The 23,015-nt window shown below is 37.8% G+C and carries 21 protein-coding genes and 1 pseudogene; 15 read left to right on the top strand and 7 right to left on the bottom strand.

Features of this window, described 5'->3' with window-relative positions:
• Positions 1-8: 8 nt before the first annotated feature.
• Positions 9-761: a response regulator transcription factor gene (locus D9O48_RS01000; RefSeq protein ID WP_126969692.1), complete on the bottom strand. Its 753-nt coding sequence runs from the start codon at positions 759-761 to the stop codon at positions 9-11.
• A 228-nt stretch (positions 762-989) separates the two neighbouring features.
• On the opposite strand from D9O48_RS01000, the gene D9O48_RS00995 reads away from it, so the two are divergent.
• Positions 990-1,874, top strand: coding sequence for a TraB/GumN family protein (locus tag D9O48_RS00995; protein ID WP_126969690.1), 885 nt, complete (start codon positions 990-992; stop codon positions 1,872-1,874).
• A gap of 77 nt (positions 1,875-1,951) precedes the next feature.
• On the opposite strand, the gene D9O48_RS00990 is transcribed toward D9O48_RS00995, so the two are convergent.
• Positions 1,952-2,635 carry a zinc metallopeptidase gene (locus D9O48_RS00990; protein WP_262707370.1) on the bottom strand — a complete coding sequence of 228 codons (684 nt, stop codon included), beginning with the start codon at positions 2,633-2,635 and terminating at the stop codon, positions 1,952-1,954.
• Between the two features lie 469 nt (positions 2,636-3,104).
• Here D9O48_RS00990 and radA point away from each other — a divergent pair, with 469 nt between their 5' ends.
• The 7 genes and pseudogenes from radA (at position 3,105) to D9O48_RS00960 (ending at position 9,866) form a co-directional block, all read left to right on the top strand.
• Complete coding sequence (gene radA, locus D9O48_RS00985) at positions 3,105-4,484, top strand: DNA repair protein RadA (RefSeq protein WP_126969686.1); 1,380 nt, start codon at positions 3,105-3,107, stop codon at positions 4,482-4,484.
• Between the two features lie 49 nt (positions 4,485-4,533).
• Positions 4,534-4,662, top strand: a pseudogene (locus D9O48_RS19110) (hypothetical protein); the annotation flags it as partial.
• A 210-nt stretch (positions 4,663-4,872) separates the two neighbouring features.
• Complete coding sequence (locus tag D9O48_RS18705; protein WP_158624782.1) at positions 4,873-5,181, top strand: ComF family protein; 309 nt, start codon at positions 4,873-4,875, stop codon at positions 5,179-5,181.
• An 11-nt stretch (positions 5,182-5,192) separates the two neighbouring features.
• Positions 5,193-6,554: a choice-of-anchor Q domain-containing protein gene (locus tag D9O48_RS00975; RefSeq protein WP_126969682.1), complete on the top strand. Its 1,362-nt coding sequence runs from the start codon at positions 5,193-5,195 to the stop codon at positions 6,552-6,554.
• Positions 6,555-6,566: 12 nt separating this feature from the next.
• Positions 6,567-7,079, top strand: a complete 513-nt coding sequence (locus D9O48_RS00970; RefSeq protein WP_126969680.1) for a glutathione peroxidase — start codon at positions 6,567-6,569, stop codon at positions 7,077-7,079.
• Positions 7,080-7,134: 55 nt separating this feature from the next.
• A complete protein-coding gene (locus D9O48_RS00965) occupies positions 7,135-8,373 on the top strand; it encodes a DNA polymerase III subunit (protein ID WP_317127861.1) in 1,239 nt (412 codons plus the stop codon).
• Positions 8,374-8,567: 194 nt separating this feature from the next.
• Positions 8,568-9,866 (top strand): PSP1 domain-containing protein, encoded by a 1,299-nt coding sequence (locus D9O48_RS00960; protein ID WP_126969676.1) that lies wholly within the window; start codon positions 8,568-8,570, stop codon positions 9,864-9,866.
• An 84-nt stretch (positions 9,867-9,950) separates the two neighbouring features.
• Here the strand turns inward: D9O48_RS00960 and D9O48_RS00955 are convergent, their stop codons facing one another.
• Together D9O48_RS00955 and D9O48_RS00950 are read right to left on the bottom strand one after the other, a co-directional pair.
• The gene (locus D9O48_RS00955; RefSeq protein ID WP_126969674.1) at positions 9,951-10,511 is read right to left on the bottom strand and encodes a hypothetical protein; all 561 of its coding nucleotides are present in this window, start codon (positions 10,509-10,511) and stop codon (positions 9,951-9,953) included.
• A 210-nt stretch (positions 10,512-10,721) separates the two neighbouring features.
• A complete protein-coding gene (locus D9O48_RS00950; protein WP_126969672.1) occupies positions 10,722-11,513 on the bottom strand; it encodes a TIGR00266 family protein in 792 nt (263 codons plus the stop codon).
• Positions 11,514-11,644: 131 nt separating this feature from the next.
• Between D9O48_RS00950 and D9O48_RS00945 the strand changes: the two genes are divergently transcribed.
• The 7 genes from D9O48_RS00945 (at position 11,645) to D9O48_RS00915 (ending at position 19,246) form a co-directional block, all read left to right on the top strand.
• Positions 11,645-12,280: a DUF502 domain-containing protein gene (locus tag D9O48_RS00945; RefSeq protein ID WP_126969670.1), complete on the top strand. Its 636-nt coding sequence runs from the start codon at positions 11,645-11,647 to the stop codon at positions 12,278-12,280.
• Between the two features lie 222 nt (positions 12,281-12,502).
• The gene (locus tag D9O48_RS00940) at positions 12,503-12,817 is read left to right on the top strand and encodes a phospholipase C/P1 nuclease family protein (RefSeq protein ID WP_126969668.1); all 315 of its coding nucleotides are present in this window, start codon (positions 12,503-12,505) and stop codon (positions 12,815-12,817) included.
• Between the two features lie 444 nt (positions 12,818-13,261).
• On the top strand, positions 13,262-14,344 hold the full coding sequence (serC, locus tag D9O48_RS00935; RefSeq protein ID WP_126969666.1) for a 3-phosphoserine/phosphohydroxythreonine transaminase: 1,083 nt from the start codon (positions 13,262-13,264) through the stop codon (positions 14,342-14,344).
• Positions 14,345-14,357: 13 nt separating this feature from the next.
• The gene (locus D9O48_RS00930) at positions 14,358-15,590 is read left to right on the top strand and encodes a DUF1015 domain-containing protein (RefSeq protein WP_126969665.1); all 1,233 of its coding nucleotides are present in this window, start codon (positions 14,358-14,360) and stop codon (positions 15,588-15,590) included.
• Positions 15,591-15,644: 54 nt separating this feature from the next.
• Positions 15,645-16,661, top strand: a complete 1,017-nt coding sequence (locus D9O48_RS00925; protein WP_126969663.1) for a tetratricopeptide repeat protein — start codon at positions 15,645-15,647, stop codon at positions 16,659-16,661.
• 118 nt (positions 16,662-16,779) lie between these two features.
• Positions 16,780-18,561, top strand: coding sequence for an AMP-dependent synthetase/ligase (locus D9O48_RS00920; protein WP_126969661.1), 1,782 nt, complete (start codon positions 16,780-16,782; stop codon positions 18,559-18,561).
• Between the two features lie 7 nt (positions 18,562-18,568).
• Positions 18,569-19,246, top strand: a complete 678-nt coding sequence (locus D9O48_RS00915; RefSeq protein ID WP_126969659.1) for an SDR family oxidoreductase — start codon at positions 18,569-18,571, stop codon at positions 19,244-19,246.
• 1 nt (position 19,247) lies between these two features.
• Here D9O48_RS00915 and D9O48_RS00910 read toward each other — a convergent pair whose 3' ends face one another.
• The 3 genes from D9O48_RS00910 to D9O48_RS00900 form a co-directional block, all read right to left on the bottom strand.
• Positions 19,248-20,837, bottom strand: a complete 1,590-nt coding sequence (locus D9O48_RS00910; protein ID WP_233589175.1) for a tetratricopeptide repeat protein — start codon at positions 20,835-20,837, stop codon at positions 19,248-19,250.
• A gap of 84 nt (positions 20,838-20,921) precedes the next feature.
• Positions 20,922-22,307 carry a sensor histidine kinase gene (locus tag D9O48_RS00905; protein ID WP_126969655.1) on the bottom strand — a complete coding sequence of 462 codons (1,386 nt, stop codon included), beginning with the start codon at positions 22,305-22,307 and terminating at the stop codon, positions 20,922-20,924.
• A complete protein-coding gene (locus D9O48_RS00900) occupies positions 22,304-22,993 on the bottom strand; it encodes a response regulator transcription factor (protein WP_126969653.1) in 690 nt (229 codons plus the stop codon). The genes D9O48_RS00905 and D9O48_RS00900 overlap by 4 nt, the downstream gene beginning before the upstream one ends.
• Between the last annotated feature and the right edge of the window lie 22 nt (positions 22,994-23,015).

Raw genomic sequence — 23,015 nt, 5'->3', positions numbered from 1 at the left:
ACTGTATACTAAAGCAGTTTATTATTAGCTGCATAAAAAATAGCTTCAGCTATATTAGTTACACCCATCTTACTGAAGATTTTTTTCCGGTGAAATTTTACAGTTTCAGGTGAAAGAAAAATTTCTTTCGCTATTTCACTCATCGTAAAGCCCCTGATAGAAAGCTGCAATATCTCACGCTCCCTTTCTGACAGCACCATAATTTCCTGCTGCTTCCAGCAATTTTCTGCCAAATCAAAGCTGTAAACACGCTGTGTACCATTCAGTGAAATTATTATATTACCCGCTGTTTTTTGAGTAGACAATGTTACTACACAAATAGCTTTCCAGAGCTTTCCAGATTCTGTAAGAAAAACCGGCGTTAATTTATGATGTACAAGAACTTTTTTATTGACTTCACTCTTGAGATGGAAGTCATAAGAAATCGTACACAACCGTTTTTCTGCTACCGGCAGACTTTCAAAAAACTCAAATCCAACCCTATTAATTTTAATCAACAAATCAAGGTCTTCTTCCGGTACATTTTTCATGTAAAAATCGTATCCCATTTCCTTCACTTCCGCTGCAGAATAACCACATAAAAACAAGGGATTCTCCGATACATACTCAAATGTCTGTTTTTCATAATCTATTACATATACGCTTGAGTAAATAGTACGGTCAAGAGCATTTAATATCCACCGATAGTCAGACAACTGCCTGAAATCAGTAGCTGATACATCATCGATCTTATTTTTGGAGAAAAAAAACTTATCCTTCATTTACAAAACCTTTACAATCATCTCTAATATAACAAATTATAGTTTAACATTAATACAACTATGTAAAAATTAATTCCGTATATAATAGCAGTCTGCTGAACAGAAAAAAATACTTATAAAAAACAGCCCCTGTAACATGCCCTTCCATTACATGAAAAGTTCTTACTACATTTTACACCGGTTTACAAACTCAGATACTTTAAATTAGAGACTACAAACACCGAATGAATGAACAAGCTAAGCTTCTCGATAATGCTGACAGGAATAATATTGGGTAATGTGATGACTTCTTTTTCTCAGCAAACATATTTATGGAAAGTCACTTCAAAAAATAATGATAAAGTATCCTACCTCTTCGGCACTTATCATAAAACATCAGAATCATTCTTTCACAAATACCCGGCACTGGAAGAAGCACTCGACCATACCGAAACGGTAGTGACCGAAGTAGAAATTAAGAAAAAGGACCTGCTCGCTCCCATTCACCTACGCACTCCCACAAACGACCTTCAGAATACTGTTGGCGCAAAAGACTATGCACTGATAACAGAAATCTTACACAAATCAGACTTTGATCTGAGAAAATTATATCCCGACGAGATTATAGGACTTCTTCAAAATAAATTTGATGAGTTAAACTGTGATCTTTTTTTTCCAGGCGACAAATACTTTCTGGACGAATATGTTCAGGTTCTGTCCGAATCAAAAAACAAAGAAACCGTTTATCTGGAAACGGTTGATCAGCAAAAAGATTATATCAGCCAAACCAATCAGGCCATTAGTTGGAAAAGCTCTAAAACCTACATTTCACTTATATTGAAGCAGTACAGAAAATATCAGAAATCCGGAAAAAATACCTGCCCGATGGTAACCGAAACTTATCTTGACTTCAAATATAAATATCAACTTGATAAAGACTGCTCGAAATTAAGCAACAACAAAAAACTAATGCTGCAGCAAAGAAATCAGCAATGGATGCAGGTATTACCGGGTTTAATTGAAAGCAAAAACACGTTTATTGCAGCAGGGCTAGGGCATTTATTTTACAACTGTGGCATAATTCAGCAACTCAGCGCACTCGGCTACAATGTAGAGCCGGTCGCAATGCAATAAACCTCCGGCAACTTATCATAAAAAAGGCTGATACGTCATTCGTATCAGCCTTTTTGTTTATTTTTTAACCAGATATATTAGTTTCTGTCTCTTCCACCTAAATAAATCATGATGTACTGTACCAAAGTAGCTACTGAAGCTAAAGCAGCCACCAGATAAGTCATAGCTGCCCATTTTAAGGCATCTTTAGCACCCGGATATTCTTTTGGTGTAGTTACTTCTTCACGTTTTAACCAAGCCAGGGCTCTGTTTGAAGCATCAAACTCAACCGGCAAAGTAATCAGACTGAATAAAGTTGTAATGGCGAATAGTACGATTCCGGCTAAAAGTAATTGCGGAAAGGCATTAATTGCCAGAATACCACCCAGTAACACCCATTGAACGATACCTGAGCTGAATTGCACAAAAGGCACCAGTTTACTACGCATCGTTAACCAGCGGTAAGCAGTGGCGTGTTGTACTGCGTGACCACATTCGTGGGCAGCAACTGCCGCTGCAGCCACAGAACGGCCGCTATAAACGTCCGGACTAAGGTTTACTGTTTTATTCATCGGGTTATAATGGTCGCTCAGAAAGCCATCCACCGAAATAACTTTTACATCATAAATTCCATTATCATGCAACATTTTGGTTGCAATTTCAGCTCCGGACAAACCGTTCACTAATCTTACTTCACTGTATTTCTTGAATTTACTTTTCAAGACCCCCGAAACTAACATACTGATTCCCAAAAAAATGAGGGACACTAACAAAACTGACATCGGCATAGCACAATAATTTTTACAATAATATAGACATCAAACTACTTTCCAAATTTTAATTTGGTTAAAATTGGCATATTTCAACCGTCAGGGTTGCCGTTTTGACACCCGTAAAAAATATCAAAAAAAAATGCTGTCAAATTTACACCCGAGCCTTTTTTCAGGCCTTCTGAAAAGCTGAATATTAATACATAACTAATTGATTATCTATACTAAAAGGACTGTTTTGAGACAATGTTTACACTTGTTAACAGGTCTTAAAATTTATTCACAACCCCAAAAAATAATTTTGTTATCTGCCTCTAATTTGTAATTTAGTGCAAGAATTTAATGGGTTAGTAAGTAAGGGGTCAGCAAATTTGCTGGCCTTTTTACTTTTTAGCAACTACTACAACATTACATCATCCATCCGCTTCATTTCATCGTAAATTAGAGAGTGTTTTTTTAAAGTTCAATTACTTTTACAACTATGAGTAAAGTAAAAACAGCCTTCTTTTGTAAAAATTGTGGATACGAATCAGCTAAGTGGGCTGGTAAATGTCCGTCATGTAATGAATGGAATACTTTTGTTCAGGAAGTAATTCATAAACCCAGTACAACAGCAAAAGAACAAGTGTGGAATTCATTTCATGAAGAAGAAAGAAAAAATAAAACGACTTTAATAAAAGATATTCAAACACTCGATCAAAAAAGATTAATCAGTAATGATCAGGAATTAAACCGGGTGTTGGGCGGAGGCATTGTTGCCGGAAGTATTATCTTAATCGCCGGTGAACCAGGTATCGGAAAGTCCACTTTATTTTTGCAATTGGGATTATCATTACCCAAAACGAAAACGCTTTACATCAGTGGTGAAGAAAGTGATCAGCAAATTAAGATGCGTGCAGATCGATTAAACATTAACAACGATCAATTCTTTTTATTAACAGAAACGAATACTACACAAATCTTCCAGGAGATAAAAAAGTTAAAACCGGAATTAATTATTGTCGATTCCATTCAAACAATGCAATCTCCCTATATCGATTCTTCTCCGGGTAGTATTTCACAAATCAGAGAAACGGCAGGCGAGTTTCAACGCTTCGCAAAAGAAACCAATATACCCGTATTCCTTATCGGGCACATCACCAAAGACGGTAATATTGCAGGACCAAAGATTCTTGAACATATGGTGGATGCAGTACTACAATTTGAAGGTGACCGCCACTATGCTTACAGAATTTTAAGAACGATTAAAAATCGTTTTGGCAGTACTTCCGAATTAGGAATTTATGAGATGACCAGCATTGGCATGAGAGGGGTTGATAATCCCAGTGAAATATTATTGTCACAGAAAGATGAACTGTTAAGTGGTATAGCGATCGGAGCAACAATTGAAGGCATGAGGCCATTACTGATAGAAGTGCAGGCGCTCGTTACACAGTCTGCATATGGTACTCCTCAAAGAACCTCTACCGGTTATGATAACAAACGTTTGCAACTACTATTAGCGGTTTTAGAAAAGAGAGGTGGTTTTCATTTCGGTATGAAGGATGTATTTCTGAACATCGCCGGAGGTCTGAAAATTGAAGACCCTTCCATCGATCTTGCAGTTTTAGTAGCATTGTTAAGTTCGTATGAAGATCTGGCCATTCCTCCATCTATCTGTTTTGCAGGAGAGGTTGGTTTAAGTGGAGAGATCAGAGCTGTTAACAGAATTGAGCAAAGAATTGCCGAAGCAGAAAAGCTGGGATTTGAAAAAATTATTATCTCAAAATATAGCCTGAAAGCAATTGTTCCGCAATCTTATCAGATTAAGGTAATTGCTCTTTCCAAAGTAGAAGAAGTTTATCAATTATTATTTCAATAATATGCATTTATTAACAGATTGCTGAAAATCATTAAAACATCTTTTTTACCCGCAGCTCTGTTTGGGTTGCGGGTATATTACTGAAAAAGATCAGTTCATTTGCGCCGTCTGTGAATCAGATTTGCCATATACTCACTTCACACCTTTCAATAATCAGATCTTACAAAACGTGTTATGAGGAAGAGTCAGGCTTGAACAAATAACAGCATTATGTTACTATCAGAAGAACAGTCTGATACAAACGCTGATTCACCGTTTTAAATATCAGCATGAAAAAGAAATAGGTCAATTTTTATCTGATCAGTTAAGCGATCATCTGGTTACTTTTCATCAATATCAGCCATTTCACGAAGTAGTACCAATTCCCTTACATCCCCGTAAATTAAGGTTGAGGGGATACAACCAGGCCGCAGTGATCAGTGAAGCGATTGCCCGAAAACTTAACATCAGACATAGCCCTAACCTGTTGAAAAAAATCAGCACCTCTTCTACTCAAACCAAAAAGTCACGTACAGACCGGGCCTATTCAACAGCGATACCCTTTTGTTTGAATCAGTACCCCGAACCGGATACACATATATTAATAGTAGACGATATTATTACAACAGGAAATACACTTGAGGCCGCTTGTAATACTTTTCAGGGTCAAAACGTTAAACTGTCAATAGCCACATTGGGCTTCACCTTAAAACATTAAATTTGTTATTGATGAAAATAACAAGCTACCTTATTATTATAGTATTTGTTGCACTGGCGTGCAATAAAACGGATTTAACATCCGGTTTATCCGGAGGTGTAAAATTCTCTGTTGACTCCCTGAAGTTCGATACATTACTGGCAGGCTTACCCAGTAGTGTTCACACAGTAAAAGTATTTAACACAAGTAATGAGGACGTAGTTTTTGATAAAGTGGAATTAGGCGGCGGTACCCTCTCTAACTTTTCTATTAATTTACATGGCCGTTCAGGAAGCAGTTTCAGCAATATCCAGTTACCCGCTAAAGATAGTATCTATCTTTTTGTAACCGTAACTCCGGCTAACACGAGCGCTGATCATTTATTTTTGATACGAGACAGTATTACTTTCTCACATAAAAACCTTACTCAAAAACTACAACTGGAAGCATATGCCGAGCCGGTTACTGTATACAAAAATGTGACGATTCAAAATGACCTTACCCTCGAGGCCGGAAAAAGTTATTTCATACAAGGCATATTTACTGTAGCTGAAAATGTAAAGCTTAACATTTCTGAAGGTGTTAAAATATATGTATACCCCAATTCGCCTATTGAAATAAAAGGAATTCTGAATGTGAATGGAAATGCTGAAAAACCTGTACTTTTTACTACCTACCGTAAAGACTATTTAACCTCAGGAAGCTGGGAAGGAATAAGACTTTCAGCGAACAATCAACTCCATACAATAAAATATACCCGGATAGAATATGCGAAAAATGCTATTATTCTGGAATCAACACAACCAGGCAATACGCAACTGACTATTGAGGGTTCAGCAATACGCTTTTCTTTAAGCGCGGCGTTACGCTTAAAAAATATAAATCTATCACTCAATAACAGTGAAATAACTAATAACAATATCAACATTTCAATGGAAGGAGGGGGTGAATATAATCTTAAACAGGTTACAGCAGCTACTTATTCAACAATGCACACATTGCATCAGGTTGCAGGCATTTCTATTAATGACACAGGCGCTTCCGAAACAAACCCGATGAAAGTGGATATATTAAATAGTATCATCTGGGGTGATTTAAGTGATGAACTACGGTTTTTAAAAGGCAGCAATCATTCGATTGTTAACATTCGCTATTCCATCTACAAAATGACACTTCAAAAAGACGATATAAACATTAGTGAGTCGCAAACAACGGACCCGTTATTTGCGGAAATAGACATATCTAAAAAAATCTTTAACTTTAAACTAAGCAGCGGATCGCCCGCTATCGACAAGGGTCTGTTTGTTTCATCAGACAAAGACATTACAGGCGCTCTGAGAACTGACGGGAAACCCGATCTTGGCTGTTATGAGTTCTTTTATACAGAACAATAAAACACAACTTTTATGTTAAAATATTTATTAAGTATTGCGCTTATGTTCAGTTTTGCAAGTATTTATGATTTCAAAGTAGAATCATTAGAAGGAAAAGAGATCGATTTCTCTAAATTTAAAGGAAAGAAAATTCTGATTGTAAACACTGCTTCAAAATGTGGTTTTACACCTCAATATGCAGAACTGGAAAAACTCAGCCAGCAATATAAAGACAAACTGGTAATCATTGGATTTCCTGCTAACAACTTCAGAGAACAAGAGCCCGGTTCAAACGAAGAAATCAAAGAATTCTGTCAGAGAAACTACGGCGTCACTTTTCTGATGGCCGAAAAAGTTTCTGTAAAAGGAGAAGATATCCATCCTTTATTCAAGTATCTGGTAAAACAAGCGGAAGCAAAGGGCTACGAAGATCCTATTAAATGGAACTTTACCAAGTTTTTGCTGGATGAAAAAGGAAACCTGGTAAAAGTATTTCCCAGCAAAACAGCACCTTTGAGCGCAGAAATAACTTCTTTACTTAAATAATTCATTCCGCAGTAAAGTAAATGGGCTGGAGCAGTAACAGGAAAAAAACACCTGCATGACTGCGTTCGGGATTGTATCTTTGCACAGCATGAAATTTTCAACTGTCATAGGTCAAACAACTGTGAAGGAAAAATTAGTAAGTATGGTTTTACAGAATCGTTTAAGCCATGCCTTACTATTTTTGGGTAAAGAAGGAGCCGGATCACTATCATTAGCAATAGCTTTAGCACAATATCTTCTTTGTGAGAAGATTAAGCGTGGCATGAATCCAGTTGTGGAAGATAGTTTGTTTGGAGCAGCTACTCCGGAAGTAGATCCTGCACAATTGCAGGATGCCTGCGGTGAGTGTGCTGCGTGTATCAAATCGCAACAATTAGCGCATCCTGATATTCACTTTTCTTACCCTGTTGTTCCCCGAAAAGCCGGCGATAAGCCGGTCAGTACCGACTATATTACAGAATGGAGATCATTTGTGCACGAGCAACCATATGGCAATGCCTATGATTGGTTGCAGTTTATCGGAGCGGAAAACAAACAAGGAAATATCACTGCTGCCGAGTGTAATGAAATTATTCGAAAGCTGAACCTGAAAAGTTTTGAATCGGGATTTAAGATTTTAATTCTCTGGATGCCCGAATATCTTGGAAATGAAGGAAATAAGTTATTAAAACTGATCGAAGAACCTCCTGCCGATACGTTATTCATTCTGGTAGCAGAAAATGAATCATTGATTCTGCAAACCATTTTGTCGAGAACACAGCTTGTAAAAATCCCGGCGTTGGTAACAGCCGATATGGCCCCGGCACTGGAAAAAGAAAAGCAGCTTCCGGCAGCCAAAGCACAGCAGATTGCCGCTTTTGCAAACGGAAATTACCGCGAAGCCTTGCATTTATTGCAAGATGGCGAGCAAGACTGGCAGGGAATGCTCAGAGACTGGTTGAACGCGATTCTCAAAAACGGACCTATTGCACAGGTTCAATGGATTGATGAAGTCAACAAACTAGGACGCGAAAAACAAAAACAATTTTTAAGATACTTCACTCACTTACTGGAACAAGCTATTAGAATTCAAGCACTTGGCGCCGATAACGTATATCTGCCGGAACAGGAGAAAGACTTTTCTATACGCTTAAATAAAATTGCAGGGTTCGAACAACAGGAAGCCATCATCAAAGTATTAGACGATGCGGCATATTATATTGAAAGAAATGCTAATACGAAAATGCTCTTTCATGCCGTTACAATAAAAGTCTACCATATTTTGGCGCTTAAGCAAACAACTAGTATATTATAGTCAAGTTTGTGGTCAAAGACCTATATTTGTATCAGAACCTGTAGTATGTTTTTGTGATGGAAGGGTTTACAGGAATGTAAAGTAGATAAACCGGTATTTTCCTCATATATTTTCATTCCGACTTGAACACATACGAAGAATGTATACATTCTTACAGGTAAACTATTATTTAAAATCATTAATTGCAATATAGAATGGGATGTAGTTCTTGTGGAACAGGTGGCAAAGTGGCCGGCTGTAAAAGCAACGGTGGTTGCAGTACAGGTGGTTGCAATAGAATGAATGTACATGATTGGTTAATGAACTTACCGATCAGCGATCATGATAGTTACTGCAAAGTCATTGAAGTAAGCTTCAATAACGGCAGTAGAAAAGATTTTTTCAGAAACGCAACGGTTCAACATCTTGAAAAGGGCGATTTAATTGCCGTGGAAGGTGTGAGCGGGTTTGATATAGGCGAAGTAAGCATTACCGGCGAAATTGTACGCTTACAACTGAAAAAACGCGGGGCAAACGAGTTTGACCCTGATATGAAAAAAGTACTAAGAAGAGCCAGCGATAAAGATATCGAAACCTGGAAGTTCCAAAAATCACGCGAAAAAGAGGCATTAATACATGCCCGTGCAATTGCTAAGCAGCTCAACCTTGAGATGAAAGTAAGTGAGGTTGAAATTCAGGCCGATGGCAGAAAAGCAACTTTCTTTTACATTGCTGACGATCGGGTAGATTTTAGAGAGCTCATTAAGGTATACGCCAAAGAGTTCAAGGTTAAAGTAGAGATGCGTCAGATCGGAGCACGCCAGGAAGCTGCAAAAGTTGGTGGAGTAGGAAGCTGCGGACGTGAACTTTGTTGTTCAACCTGGTTAACAGACTTTAAGTCAGTGAATACTACTGCTGCTCGTTACCAAAACCTCTCCATTAATCAAAGTAAATTGAGCGGACAATGCGGTAGATTAAAGTGCTGCTTAAACTACGAATTAGACACTTATCTGGATGCACTACAGCACTTCCCTGAAAATGCTGATAATATCAGAATACAAAAAGGTGTTGCTACTCTTATCAAAAAAGATATTTTCAAAAATCTGATGTGGTATATGCTTCCTGACAGCAGCAAACAATATCCTTTAACCATTGAAAGAGTAAGAAAAATACTTCATCTCAATCATCAGGGTATTGCTCCTGAGCAATTAGAAGCAGTAGAAATAACCACTTCTAAACCAAAAGAAGTAGAACCGGAATTTGTAGATGTAGTAGGGCAGATAAGTTTAAAAAGCTTAGAACGTGCTGAAAAGAAAAAGAAACAGCATTCACCTAAACAGAATAATGGCCCTAAACAAATTCAGAAACAAGCCGGACCTGCTGATAGAAGACCCAATCAGCAGCCACCTGCAAAAGGCAACAACAATAATAATAACAATAACAACAGTAATAATAACAATAGCGGTAGTCATTTCAAGCGCAACAAGCCACCGCAGCAAAGGAAAAATAATTAATATAAAAAGCCCTCAACAATGTTGAGGGCTTTTTATATTAATTAACCACAAATTATCTGCATATGAAATATCATACAAATGAGTCTAGAATGCCATTTGTTTTTTCTTTTCTCCGCTATAATCGTGCGGATACTTCTTTTCACCTACGAAAATAAAATTGGAGTTCGGATCAGTAGCTGTTCCTTCTTTTTCCAGAATCACGCTACCGTCTTCTAAAACTTTAAAGGTTTCATAGTAAGTAAACTCAAGTTTTGTAGGATCCGTAGCATTATAGAACGTTCTCACAAAGTTTACAGTTTTCTTATCACTCGACAAACTCGCGGTACTTTCAATTTTTCTACCAGCTTTAGAATAACTCACAAACTTTTTTGTTAAGTCGAAAGTATCAATTGCTTTGGTAAATGTATCAGAAGGATTACCCGGATACGTTACATATGAATATCTATAAATCATACTTTTATCAAGTGTCATTGTAAACCCGTTAGGAAACGCACTTTCAAGAGGTTGCCCTGAATGAAAAGTAGTTGCATAAGGGCTCGTCCACGCTCTGTTAAACAACTCTGACTTCACTGCATTTTGTGCCTGTGCTACGGTTGAAAACATCACGCAAAAAATTGCAATAAAAAGTTGACGGGATTTTTGCATAAAGAAAAGTTTAAAATTTAAAGTGTCTAGTGTTTCGATAGTTTATTTCTATTAAAACCAATATTATCTTTAAATGAACTATTTCTCTGAGCGGTATTTTGTTAATTCAACTAAAACCAAATGTTAACTCTGTTTTTCCTTATAAAAAAAAGAGGGCTCATGATCAAGATCACAAACCCTCTGGTATTCTTAAATTACAAATGTTATCAATTACCAACCGTCGCCATCTATTACGTTGCCGAATCTTCCGAGTATAGAACCTTCCTCTTTTCTTCTTCCTGTTCCATACTGAAGTATTCTGCCTGCGAGTCTGCTGATAGGCAATGTTTGAATCCATACTTTACCTGGTCCTCTTAAAGTAGCAAAGAACAATCCTTCTCCACCGAATATAGTATTTTTGATACCTCCTACAAACTGAATATCATAATCGATTGTTTTAGTATAAGCCACTAAACAACCGGTATCGATTTTAATCATTTCTCCGGCTTGCAATTCGCGTTCAAAAACGTGTCCGCCGGCATGTACAAAAGCCAGACCCTCACCTTCTAATTTTTGCATAATAAATCCTTCGCCGCCGAATAAACCTGTTCCCAGTTTTCGTTGAAATTCAATACCGATACTTACTCCCTTTGCAGCACACAGGAAGGCATCTTTTTGTGCTACAATCTTACCTCCCAATTGATTCAGATCGAGTGGAATAATTTTACCGGGATATGGTGAAGCGAAACTAACTTTTCTTTTATCGTGACTGATATTGGTAAAAGCCGTCATGAAGAGGCTCTCTCCGGTTAACATCCGTTTACCGGCAGACATTAACTTTCCTAAAATGCCTTTTTGCTGGTTGGAACCGTCTCCGAAAATTGTTTCCATCTGGATATTCTCATCCATAAGCATAAAAGCACCACTTTCTGCAACAGCCGTTTCCTGAGGATCTAGTTCAATCTCAACGTATTGCATCTCCTCACCATAAATTTTATAATCTATATCATGTACACGGGTCATAGTTTCAATATATTATAGTGTAAAATAGCGTTTTCTTAAATTATAAGACGTAAACAATGAAAAATTATTACACCCTATGTCAGGATTTGGTTGAATATTTGTAGAAATTATCATCAAATTTCACTTTTGAGATGAAGAAAGTTTTTAAGAAGATATTTCAAAGCTTTTTACAAGGGTTAATCATTCTTGCTCCTATAGGTATTACGGTATGGGTAGTAGCAACTTTGTTTACTTTCATTGATGGAATATTAGCACCGGTTCTTTACAATATTTTACCGCAACTCGTAAAAGTAGGCGATAATGGAAATGCACAAATTATTCCCGGTGTAGGTTTTCTGCTGGTAATAGTAATAGTAGTACTGATGGGATACATTTCAAGATTGTTTTTCATTAGCGAACTGGTTGAACTAACAGATAAAGTACTGGAAAAAACTCCCGGCATTAAGCTTATTTATACGACTGTAAAAGACTTTCTGGAAGCATTTGCAGGAAAAAAGAGAAAGTTTGAAAAAGCAGTATTAGTAAATATCGACGAAAAAGATGTGTGGCAGATCGGTTTTTTAACCAGAGAAGATCTTACTGATATAAATATGCATGAATATGTAAGTGTGTACATACCACAATCATTCGCACTCGCTGGCAGGTTATACATTGTAAAGAGAGAAAGAATCCGGCCACTCGAAAATATGACCGCGGCCGAAGCCATGAAATTTGCCATTTCAGGCGGTGTTACTGAAATAGATGACGATCATCAGAAGAATCACTAATCTGTTTCTTTACAGAACTCGTATAATAATTAAAGCCATCTTATGCGAGTTATACTTTTCTTATTCCTGTGGTATACATTGTGCAGCTGGGGATTTATTGGTCATCAATGAATCAACCTGCAAGCAATTTACTGTTTACCAGAACCATTACAATCGTACTTTCTTCAACACAAACGTTCTATTATAAAGTTTGCAGTAAAACCGGATCAACGCAGATATGTTGTGCCGGGTGAAGCTGCCAGACATTTTATAGATCTGGATATGTATCCTGATTCAATGTCACCGTTCAACAGCTCCTACGCACAAATAACCGCCCGCATCAATGAGCACTTTGTTCAACTACATGGAATCGGACCGTGGAATATACAAGACCAGTTTTGGGCATTAGTGAATGCAATGGCCAAACAGGATCATACGCGAATCGTACGAATCGCAGGAGAATTGGGGCATTACATTGCCGATTTGCACGTACCCTTACATACCAGCTCTAACTATGACGGTCAGAAAACCAATCAAAGAGGCATTCATGGCTTCTGAGAAACAGCCTTAGTAAAACATCTTCGCCGTAAAAACTGAAAGCCACTGGCCCCTCCTGCTATCATCATTAAAAACCTGAATCGCTATACCTGAAACTTCGTCAGTGAAAGCCATTCTTTTTTACCGCTTATTTTCAGTATAGACAGCTCACTGAAAATCAAATATCGCCACCATAAAGGATTTAGTAAAGAAGAAGGAAAATGGCATTGGAATTATCGTGATGATTATATGCAGGAGTTCAATTCTTTACAGAACCATCTGGTAGAAAGAAGAATGACGGCGGCCATACATGCTACGGCAAGTATTTGATATACAGCGTGAATAATGGCAGCAGAACCTACTTTAAAGCATTCAGACGGCAATTCCGGCAATAAAAAGAAGCTGTTCAGAATCAATGAATAAAAGTTAACTTTGTTAGCCTTATTTAGTTTCAAATTAAATCGTGTGAAAACAGTACATAATTTCAATGCTGGACCCAGCATTTTACCCCGGGAGGTTTTTCAACAGGCAAGCGCAGCAATTCTTGATTATGAAGGAACAGGATTGTCTATTCTTGAATTAGGACACAGAACACCAACTTTTGAATCGGTACTTGAAGAAGCCAGAAATTTAGTGAAGGAACTGATGGGGCTTGGCGATGAACACGAAGTACTGTTCTTACACGGCGGTGCTTCCACTCAATTTTTACAGGTTCCGATGAATCTTTTGGGTGAGCAGGAAATGGCCACTTATCTTGATACCGGAGTATGGGCATCGAAAGCAATCAAGGAAGCCAAAAACTTTGGAAAAGTAGATGTAATTGCAAGTTCAAAAGAGAAAAACTACAATTATATTCCAAAAGAATTCATTACTGCTAAAACAGCAAAATACTTACATATTACTTCTAACAATACTATCTACGGAACACAGTGGCATGATTATTCTCCCGTGTACGAAGCCGGTATTCCGTTGGTAGCAGATATGAGTAGTGATATACTGAGTAAGTGTCTCGATTTTAGAAAGTTCGATTTAATTTATGCCGGTGCTCAAAAAAATATAGGAGCCGCAGGCGTAACAATGGTAATTATAAAAAAAGAGATCCTGGGCAGTGTAGAAAGAACAATTCCTACTATGCTGGATTATCAACAACATATAGCCAACGGTTCAATGTTAAACACACCACCCGTGTTCGCTATCTATGTTTGTTTATTAACACTACGCTGGCTAAAAAAACAAGGAGGAGTAACCGCTATTGAAAAAATCAATGAAGAAAAAGCCGGCCTATTGTATCAGGCAATTGATAATTCCGGTATTTTTAAAGGAACAGCGGTAAAAGAAGACAGAAGTCTCATGAACGTATCTTTCACCGCTGAAAGCGAAGAACTGGAAAAAGAATTTTTAAAAGTGTGTAAAGAAGAAAACTTTATCGGTGTAAAAGGTCATCGTTCAGTGGGAGGATTCAGAGCTTCAATTTATAACGCAATGCCGTTAGAAAGCGTAAAAATATTCAGTGATTTCATAAAAAACTTTGCTCAAAGAAAAGGCTAAAAAATATAGAAAGATGACGACAATTGTTCCATTTAAGGCATTACGCCCAACTAAAGAGTTGGCTCCGAAAGTTGCATCACGACCTTACGACGTATTAAACAGCGCCGAAGCAAGAGAAGAAGTGGCCAATAACCCATATTCATTTTTGCATATCACTAAATCTGAAGTTGATTTAGATCCGTCTGTTGACATACATACTTCTAAAGTGTATGAAAAAGCTAAAGAAAACATTCAGATTTTCAGAGACAATGGAGTTCTTTCTAAAGAAAACAAACCTTGCTTTTACATTTATCGTTTAATCATGAACGGTAGAAGTCAGACCGGCCTGGTAGCAGGCAGCTCTGTTGATGACTACGAAAACGACATTATAAAAAAACACGAGTTTACAAGACCTCAAAAAGAACAAGACAGAATCAACCACATCAAAATCACCGGAGCTCAGACCGGCAATGTCTTTCTTGCTTATAAAAATGTTGATGAAATAGATACAGTTATCGAAAACTGGAAGGGGCAACATGTGCCTGATTACGATTTCACAGCTGATGATTCTATTCAACATACCATCTGGATTGTAAACGACGATACCGTTATTGCTGTTATTGAGCAACTATTCAAAACAAAAGTACCTTGCACATATATCGCTGACGGCCACCACCGTGCAGCATCTGCAGCAAAGGTTAGAAAAACATTAGGAAGCGAAGCTACCCCTTCAGCAGATTATTTCTTAACTACATTGTTTCCTTCAAACCAATTACATATCTTAGATTACAATCGTGTAGTAAAAGACTTAAACGGTTTAAGCGCAGATGAATTAAAAGCCGCACTTCAGGAAGATTTTGAAGTAGCTGAGGCAAAAGCAGCAGTTTCTCCGGCCAACCTGCACGAGTTTGGAATGTATCTTGATGGTAAATGGTATCAATTAACAACCAAAGCCGGAAAGTACACGAATGATCCTATCGGAATTTTAGACGTAACGATCTTAACAAATCTGATCTTAGATAAAGTTCTGGGAATTAAAGATCAACGCACAGATTCAAGAATTGATTTTGTAGGTGGTATCAGAGGTGTAAAAGAATTGGAAAAGAGAGTAAACAGCGGTGAAATGGCAGTTGCTTTCAGCTTACACCCCGTAAGCATTGAACAATTATTCGACATTGCTGATAGCGGAAACGTAATGCCACCGAAAAGTACCTGGTTTGAACCTAAGCTAAGAGACGGTCTGCTGACCCATCTTATCTACGAATAACTTTAACATTCCCCATAACCCACGTAGAGCTATATTCATTTAACTTTGAAGGGTATGAGAAAAATATTCGTAATTATATCTTTAAGTTTGGGCTTGTTAAGCAATGCCCAAACTTCTATTGACAATCAATACGAGAGCGCACGAGCTTTCATGATGCAAGGTGATTTTTCGAACGCAGTTGCCGGTTTCAATAAAATAATCAAAGATAATCCCGACTTTGCCCCGGCAATTAAAGACCTCTGCTTTACATACATTTTAAGAAACGACTACGTAAATGCCTACCAGACCATTGCACCTTTGATAGATAAAGGTTCAGCTGATGAACACGCCTATCAGCTATTGGGTATGGTATATAAATCGCTGGACGAATTCAAAAAGGCAGAAAAAATGTATAAAACTGCCCTGAAGAAATTTCCTAACAGCGGTGTGCTGTATAACGAGTATGGAGAGATGCTATTTGCCAACAATCAGCCTACCAACGCCATTAAACAATGGGAGGCCGGTATCCAGTCAGACCCTAATTACTCTGGTAATTATTATAATGCAGCAAAGTATTATGTTAATTCAAAAGATAAAGTCTGGTCGATTCTCTATGGTGAAACTTTTTTAAATCTGGAGAGTTATTCCAGAAGAACTGCCGAAATAAAATCAGTACTATTAAGCAGTTATAAGAAATTTTATACACTACCGGATATTTACAAAGACCAGAATACAAAAAACGAATTTGTAAAGACATTCCTCGATGAAATGGCAAACTTTGCCCATACAAACAATAATCAGGCTGTTAATACAACATCGCTCATTGCAATGAGGCAAAAGATTGCAGAAAACTGGCAGGCGCTTTATGCTGAAAAAATGCCTTACCGGTTATTCCAGTATCAGCAACAACTTGTGAAAGAAGGTAATTTTGAAGCTTATAATCAGTGGCTTTTCGGAGAAACCGTATCTGCTGCAGATTTTGAAAGCTGGAAAAAATCTAACACCTCTAAACTTCAGCAATTCGAAGAGTATCAGAGAGGACGGGTATACAAAGTTCCGGCAGACCAATATTATCAAACAAAGATAAAATAACACTTCTGATAGAATTTTTCGAGCTATGATGCGTTTATGCATTCATAGCTTTTTTATTTAGAACTATTTTATTAAATTCATGAGTGAATATTCTCAACCCAGTATTAAAACGATTGTCATGACCGAACCGAAAAGACTTTTTGACTGTATTGAATATCATTTAAATCGCACTCCCATTAACGATATGCTTGCGGGCAAAGAAAACGGGAGCTGGAAGACCTATAGCACACAGATGGTGAACACACTGGTGAACCAGCTGAGCGCAGGGCTATTCAAACTTGGATTAGGTCCTGGTGACATGTCAATTGAAGGACGTGATAAGATTGCTATCATTTGTAAAAACCGTCCTGAATGGGTAATACTCGATCTGGCAGTGCAAAAGCTGGGAGCGATTTTAATTCCGATTTATCCAACGATTAATGTAAATGAATTAGCCTTCATTTTAAATGATTCGAGCGCTAAAGCCATCTTTGTGAACGATAAAGAACTTTTCGATAAGGTTCATTCAATAAAAGACCAAATCAACTCTGTACAGCATATTTACACCTTTGAAAATGTAGAAGGTGCCAACAACTGGGGCGAACTACTGGAATTAGCAGATGAAAATGCAATTAAATCTATCGAAGAAATTGCCGCTACCATCAAATCGGAAGATCTTGCAACAGTACTGTATACTTCAGGCACTACCGGAACACCCAAAGGCGTAATGCTCACCCATAAAAACATTTTAAGTAATGTACTGGCATCATTTAGCTGTTTGCCGCCTTTCGAAAACATGCGTGCATTGAGTTTCTTACCACTCAATCACATTTTTGAGAAAATGATTACTTATTATCACTTATACAAAGGAACGGCCATTTACTATGCAGAAAGCATGGAAACCATCGCCGACAACCTTCGTGAAGTTCAGCCCACTCTATTCTCAACCGTGCCAAGATTACTGGAAAAAGTATATGAAAAGATTATGGCAAAAGGCGCTGATCTGAAAGGTATTAAGAAAAGACTTTTCTTTTGGGCACATGAATTGGCCAGTAACTATGAGATCAATAAAAATCAGGGTTGGTGGTATAATTTTCAGTTGAAAATTGCCAATAAACTAATTTTCAGCAAATGGAGAGAAGCACTGGGAAATAATGTTCTGGCAATCGTATCCGGAGGTGCTGCCTGTCAGGTGCGCTTAATCAGAATTTTTACTGCTGCTAAAATTCCAATTCTCGAAGGTTACGGTTTAACTGAAACATCACCGGTTATCAGTGTAAACAGATACAACGTTGAAGATCGCTATTTCGGTACTGTCGGGCCGGTAATTGACGGCGTTCAGGTGAAGATAGCAGAAGACGGGGAAATCCTCTGTAAAGGCGATAATGTGATGCTGGGGTATTATAAACGTCCTGACCTCACTGCAGAAGCAATTATTGACGGATGGTATCATACGGGCGATATCGGAACAATTGTAGAAGGAAGATTCCTGAAAATTACCGATCGCAAAAAAGAAATGTTCAAAACATCCGGTGGAAAATATGTGGCACCGCTTCCAATTGAAAATAAATTCAAAGAATCTGTATTTATTGAGCAGATAATGGTTATCGGAGCCGGAAAAAAATTCGTAAGTGCCCTGATTGTTCCTGCATTTCCTAATCTGATTGATTGGGCAAAGAGAAACAATGTAGAATATACTACAAATGAAGCCCTTATTAAGGATCCGAGAGTATTAGAACAATACCAGAAGGCAGTTGACAAATACAATGAATTCTTTAATCACGTTGAACAAATCAAGAAATTTAAACTTTGTTCGAAAGAATGGAGTATTGACACAGGCGAATTAACTCCTAAACTTAGCTTAAAAAGAAAAGTGGTAATGGAAAAATTCAATGAGGTGATTGAAAGCATGTACGAATAGAAATTTTATGAAATATATTCTCATTACAGGAATTACCGGAGCTGTGGGAAGCGCAGCTGCTGCTTATTTTTTGAAAGCCAGCTATGGAGTGATCGGTGTGGGAAGAAAAAATCCTGAAAACATTCAGCATATTGAATCACTTTGCACCGATTATTTTCAGGTTCCTGTTTTTGATGACAAAAATTGCGAAGATTTATTTAGAAAAATCTCCCAAAAAAAATATCCCATTAAAGCTGCCGTTTTTTTTAACGGTGGCTTTGATATGAACTCTATACAAAACTTTGACTTTGATACGTTCAATAAGCTTTTAGATCAAAACTACTTGAGCACGGTTTTTATTACCAAATACTGTATTCCATATTTCATACAACAGCAGTCCGGGTGCTTCATTTTCACCAGCGCAGCTGCTACAGATCAACCGAAAAGATTTAGCCATACCTTTTCCTATACCGCCACCAAAACACTGATAAATCACCTCGCATTGACCCTCCGGGCCGATTCAGCGTTAGAAGGCATACGCATTGCATTAATAAAACCCACTACGATTAAAACCGAGGCAAATATAAATGCTATGCCGGATGCCGATCAAAACAGCTGGATAGAACCACAGGTAATATGCGAACGCATTCAGCAATTTATAGATGATAACAACAATAAATTTGAAGAAATCTTTTTTGACAAATAATTTATCTGGTCCACTCGAGTAATAAATCAACATACTGCTGAGCATCATAATGGAGAGGGTCTATTTTCAGAATAGCCTGAAAATGCTTTAAAGCTTCGTCATAATTTTTCAGAAAGTTCGCATAATATGCCCCTACATATCCATGCGATTGAATCACTACATTTTCAAAGCGAGACAATTGTTTTTCTCCCAACTCAATTACCATTTTATAGGCATAGATAGTAGCCGCTTCATACATCTGATCAGGTTCATGTGACAGTGATCTGGCCTTCCATAACCATCCGTATACTTCATTAGGATATCTCTTTGTGTAGAGGGTAAATACACTATCACTTTGATGATACATTTCTTTCTGATAATAAGCCATTCCCCAATGGTATAAATCAATAGCGGCCATATTTCCTCCGGTTAATGCACCGAGCTTTTCGGCATACCCTATGACATCATCATTTTTCTTTTCCTGAATGGCGAGCTGTAACAAAGCGTGGTATGCATTCGCAGAATCAATAAAATCGGCTGCATACAATAATGCTTTTTCATTTGTAGCAGATAGTACCGATCGATCGGTTTCTTTTTGCGACAATAAAAGCTTACTATAGAATTGATAATCCTTTGCTATTAATTCTGGCTCGCTTTGCACATAGAAGTAAGTTTCCATGTTTTTTAAAGCTGCCGTAGAATCTTTAAGTGCCGCAAAAGCATAAGCTTTTAACTTATGTACACGAGGAGCGATCTGTAAATTACGGCGGCTTAAAATCTGTTCTGCCACATCAATTGCATCCTTGTATTGGCGTTGCATAAAATAGAAATCCATCTGCATATACAACTGTGCCAGGCTCAGTTCGCTGAGTGCTACGAATTTTTCTAAATATTCTTTCGCCTTTGAAGGTTGTGAGTAATAAGAAGAGTAAAATAATTCAAAGTAAGCAGGGCCATATAAAGAATCTTGTTCGATTGCTTTTTCGAGCCATTGAATCGCAAGGGCATGATTTGCCTGCGTTTGATAGATGCGGGCTATCGAAGTATAAGCTTTTGCAAAATCGGGTTGCAGTTGAATGGCTTTTTGATAGGCTGTAACAGCATTTCCCCCTTGAATAAGGCGTCGGTATGCATCTCCCTGAATCTGATAATAAAAAGCTGTATTTCGCTTTTTCAACGGAATCCGCTCCAATACATTCAAAGCATATTGTGCCTGATGATTCGGATGCGACACCATCAACGCCGCAATTGATTGGATGAATTCCGGATCCTTAAAATCAGTCGCTTTCAGTACGCTGTCTGATAACTTTTTTGCCTTATCGCCCTGGTTTTGAAAAATATAATAAAAAACAGGTATTACAGAGAGGTATGGATCCCATTTTGGACCGGGAGTAAGATTCGACTGTGCACGGTCAATGTTCAATCTGATCAGAGCGGAATCACCCGTTTCAAGTGCAGCAAAACTTTGCCAGAATAATGATTTACCTATTCCGATTTTTTGCAGCACCTGCTCTGCTGCCAATTGATTGGCTTTTTGGTAGTTTTCGTAATACAAAGCTTGTTGAACAGTGCTCAATGACTGTGCATAACCATTCCTCCCCACCAGACACATCAAACACAAGATGATTATTCGAGTTAACAAGCTATTACCCATAATCACAAATATGCATCATAAATGGCAAAATTCCTTAGAAAATTATCGATTAAAAGCAGCTGTATTCGGTAATTCTACGGTGAATACGGTACCTTCTTCTGTATTGGAAATTACTTTAATATACCCTTTGTGCAGGCGTATGATTCTTTTGGTGAGTGAAAGACCTAATCCGAATCCTTTAATATTCATAGAAGCCTCTCTTCTGTAAAAAGGTTGAAACAGGTTTTCAATATCCGACTCAGGTATTACATCCCCATTATTTTGTATGGATACGGATAAACCGTCTTTATAAGCATTTAACACTACATAAGCCTGATGGTCGTTAGAATATTTACAGGCATTTTCAACAAGGTTTTTGAAAGAGCTGTAAAGAAGTTCCGGGTTTCCGAATACTAAAAAGCCTTGTTCATCTTCGGGCAATTCGCCAAAATCAAGAGTAGCTTCGAATAAGGGGTTTATTTTATGAACATCGGCAATGACTCTGAAAAGCACTTCATCAATTCTGACCTCCACCAGTTCAATAGACCCCTGACTACCTGCTTTCGCCATTTCCAAAAGACTTTTGGTAAGCATGCGCAAGTGTAAAATATCTTCCTGAAGGGAGCGAAGTACCTGTTTATATTCTTCGTCGCTCCTCTCTTTCTGCAAAATAATTTCGAGCTGACTGCTCATGGAGGTTAATGGTGTTGACAACTCATGCGAAGCATTTGATATAAAACGGCGTTGTATATTGAACGATTGCTGGATACTATCTAACAGTTCATTAAACGTTTTTGACAACAAGCCCAGCTCATCCTGCGGTTCTTTTACGGGAATTCGTTTATTCAGATCATTCGTAGAAATATTTCTTACTGTTCTGATAATACTGGCGAGCGGAACCAACAGCTGTCGGGAGAAGATCAGGCCTGCGAAAGCAGCAATAAATACTCCAAATAAGAGGGTGGTGATCAGTACTTTCCGGAGTTGCGCTAAACGGTCATATCCATATTCGTCATAAGCAGCAATTCCCACTACTAATTTATGCGAAGTGTCGGTATGATAATAAGTAAGGGCATCAAGATCACCAATAGCAAAATAGTTCTCACCATATTTTTTGGCCAGCTCTATCTGATTTTTTGAAAATTGGGTAATTGATTCCTGATCGGAGTGAAACTGATAAATAATTTCATCACGTTCGTTGTAAATCACTACAGATTTATCCACCATATGCAACATGGAGGATACATCTATTTTTCTCAGAATCGATTCACTGGAATCTTTAAAGAGAGAATACAACTGTGCATCATTATTTGCCCGGCCTTTAAGCCGGTTATTGAAAAGAGTTTGACGTTCTTCGCTTGACACATAGTAAATGAAAGAGTTTACCAGCAATAAAATTGCGGTAACCAATAAAGTAAAGAGGAGTGTTATTTTATACTTTATTTTCAATTCGAATCTTTCAGAATATAGCCCATGCCTACCTGAGTATGAATGAGTTTGCTATCGAAGTCTTTTTCAAGCTTCTTTCGCAGGAAGTTTACATATACATCAATCACATTGGTTTTAGTATCAAAGTCAATATCCCAAACATTCAATGCAATGTCTGCACGCGAAACTACTTTATTTTTATTCTTTACAAAGTATTCAAGTAATTGAAATTCTTTTGCAGTGAGGTGGATGAGTTTGCCTGCCCTTGTAACTTCTTTACTGTCGAGGTTCATGACCACATCTGAAGCCTTTAAAACGTTTACCGGCAGGTTCGTTTGGTGGAGGCGCTTCAGTAGGGCTTTTAAACGAACCAACAGTTCTTTAAAATCAAACGGCTTTACGATGTAATCATCGGCGCCGGCTTCAAAGCCTTCTATTTTATCATCGGTAGTACTCAATGCCGTCAGCATAATAATTGGCACACGCTCATTCTTCAGACGGATGGCTTTACACAATTCATAACCGTTCATGCCGGGTAAATTAATGTCTAAAATCACCAAGTCGTAATTCTGGCTGTCAAATAGTTTCTTCCCTATTACACCATCATATGCCACGCTAACGTTGTACTGATGCTCAGATAGCCCTTGAGCTAAAGTATCAGCAATTTTCTTTTCATCTTCTACTAAAAGAATGTTTAATCCGTCCATATCTTTTGAGCTTATTGATAAA

Source organism: Gynurincola endophyticus, from assembly GCF_003991195.1.
GTDB classification, from domain to species: domain Bacteria; phylum Bacteroidota; class Bacteroidia; order Chitinophagales; family Chitinophagaceae; genus Gynurincola; species Gynurincola endophyticus.
Note: the sequence above shows the minus strand (reverse complement) of the source record. Positions and strands in the feature narration are given on the sequence as shown.

What these genes read in the sequence shown, in the direction of transcription:
- D9O48_RS00975 (WP_126969682.1), top strand. Translation starts at nt 5,193, where the DNA reads ATGAAAATAACAAGCTACCTTATTATTATAGTATTTGTTGCACTGGCG.
- D9O48_RS00900 (WP_126969653.1), bottom strand. Translation starts at nt 22,993, where the DNA reads ATGGACGGATTAAACATTCTTTTAGTAGAAGATGAAAAGAAAATTGCT.
- D9O48_RS00990 (WP_262707370.1), bottom strand. Translation starts at nt 2,635, where the DNA reads ATGTCAGTTTTGTTAGTGTCCCTCATTTTTTTGGGAATCAGTATGTTA.
- D9O48_RS00910 (WP_233589175.1), bottom strand. Translation starts at nt 20,837, where the DNA reads ATGTGTCTGGTGGGGAGGAATGGTTATGCACAGTCATTGAGCACTGTT.
- D9O48_RS00915 (WP_126969659.1), top strand. Translation starts at nt 18,569, where the DNA reads ATGAAATATATTCTCATTACAGGAATTACCGGAGCTGTGGGAAGCGCA.
- D9O48_RS00995 (WP_126969690.1), top strand. Translation starts at nt 990, where the DNA reads ATGAACAAGCTAAGCTTCTCGATAATGCTGACAGGAATAATATTGGGT.
- D9O48_RS00945 (WP_126969670.1), top strand. Translation starts at nt 11,645, where the DNA reads ATGAAGAAAGTTTTTAAGAAGATATTTCAAAGCTTTTTACAAGGGTTA.
- D9O48_RS00930 (WP_126969665.1), top strand. Translation starts at nt 14,358, where the DNA reads ATGACGACAATTGTTCCATTTAAGGCATTACGCCCAACTAAAGAGTTG.
- radA (WP_126969686.1), top strand. Translation starts at nt 3,105, where the DNA reads ATGAGTAAAGTAAAAACAGCCTTCTTTTGTAAAAATTGTGGATACGAA.
- D9O48_RS00965 (WP_317127861.1), top strand. Translation starts at nt 7,135, where the DNA reads ATGACTGCGTTCGGGATTGTATCTTTGCACAGCATGAAATTTTCAACT.
- D9O48_RS00955 (WP_126969674.1), bottom strand. Translation starts at nt 10,511, where the DNA reads ATGCAAAAATCCCGTCAACTTTTTATTGCAATTTTTTGCGTGATGTTT.
- D9O48_RS00960 (WP_126969676.1), top strand. Translation starts at nt 8,568, where the DNA reads ATGGGATGTAGTTCTTGTGGAACAGGTGGCAAAGTGGCCGGCTGTAAA.
- D9O48_RS01000 (WP_126969692.1), bottom strand. Translation starts at nt 761, where the DNA reads ATGAAGGATAAGTTTTTTTTCTCCAAAAATAAGATCGATGATGTATCA.
- D9O48_RS00950 (WP_126969672.1), bottom strand. Translation starts at nt 11,513, where the DNA reads ATGACCCGTGTACATGATATAGATTATAAAATTTATGGTGAGGAGATG.
- D9O48_RS00925 (WP_126969663.1), top strand. Translation starts at nt 15,645, where the DNA reads ATGAGAAAAATATTCGTAATTATATCTTTAAGTTTGGGCTTGTTAAGC.
- D9O48_RS00970 (WP_126969680.1), top strand. Translation starts at nt 6,567, where the DNA reads ATGTTAAAATATTTATTAAGTATTGCGCTTATGTTCAGTTTTGCAAGT.
- D9O48_RS00920 (WP_126969661.1), top strand. Translation starts at nt 16,780, where the DNA reads ATGACCGAACCGAAAAGACTTTTTGACTGTATTGAATATCATTTAAAT.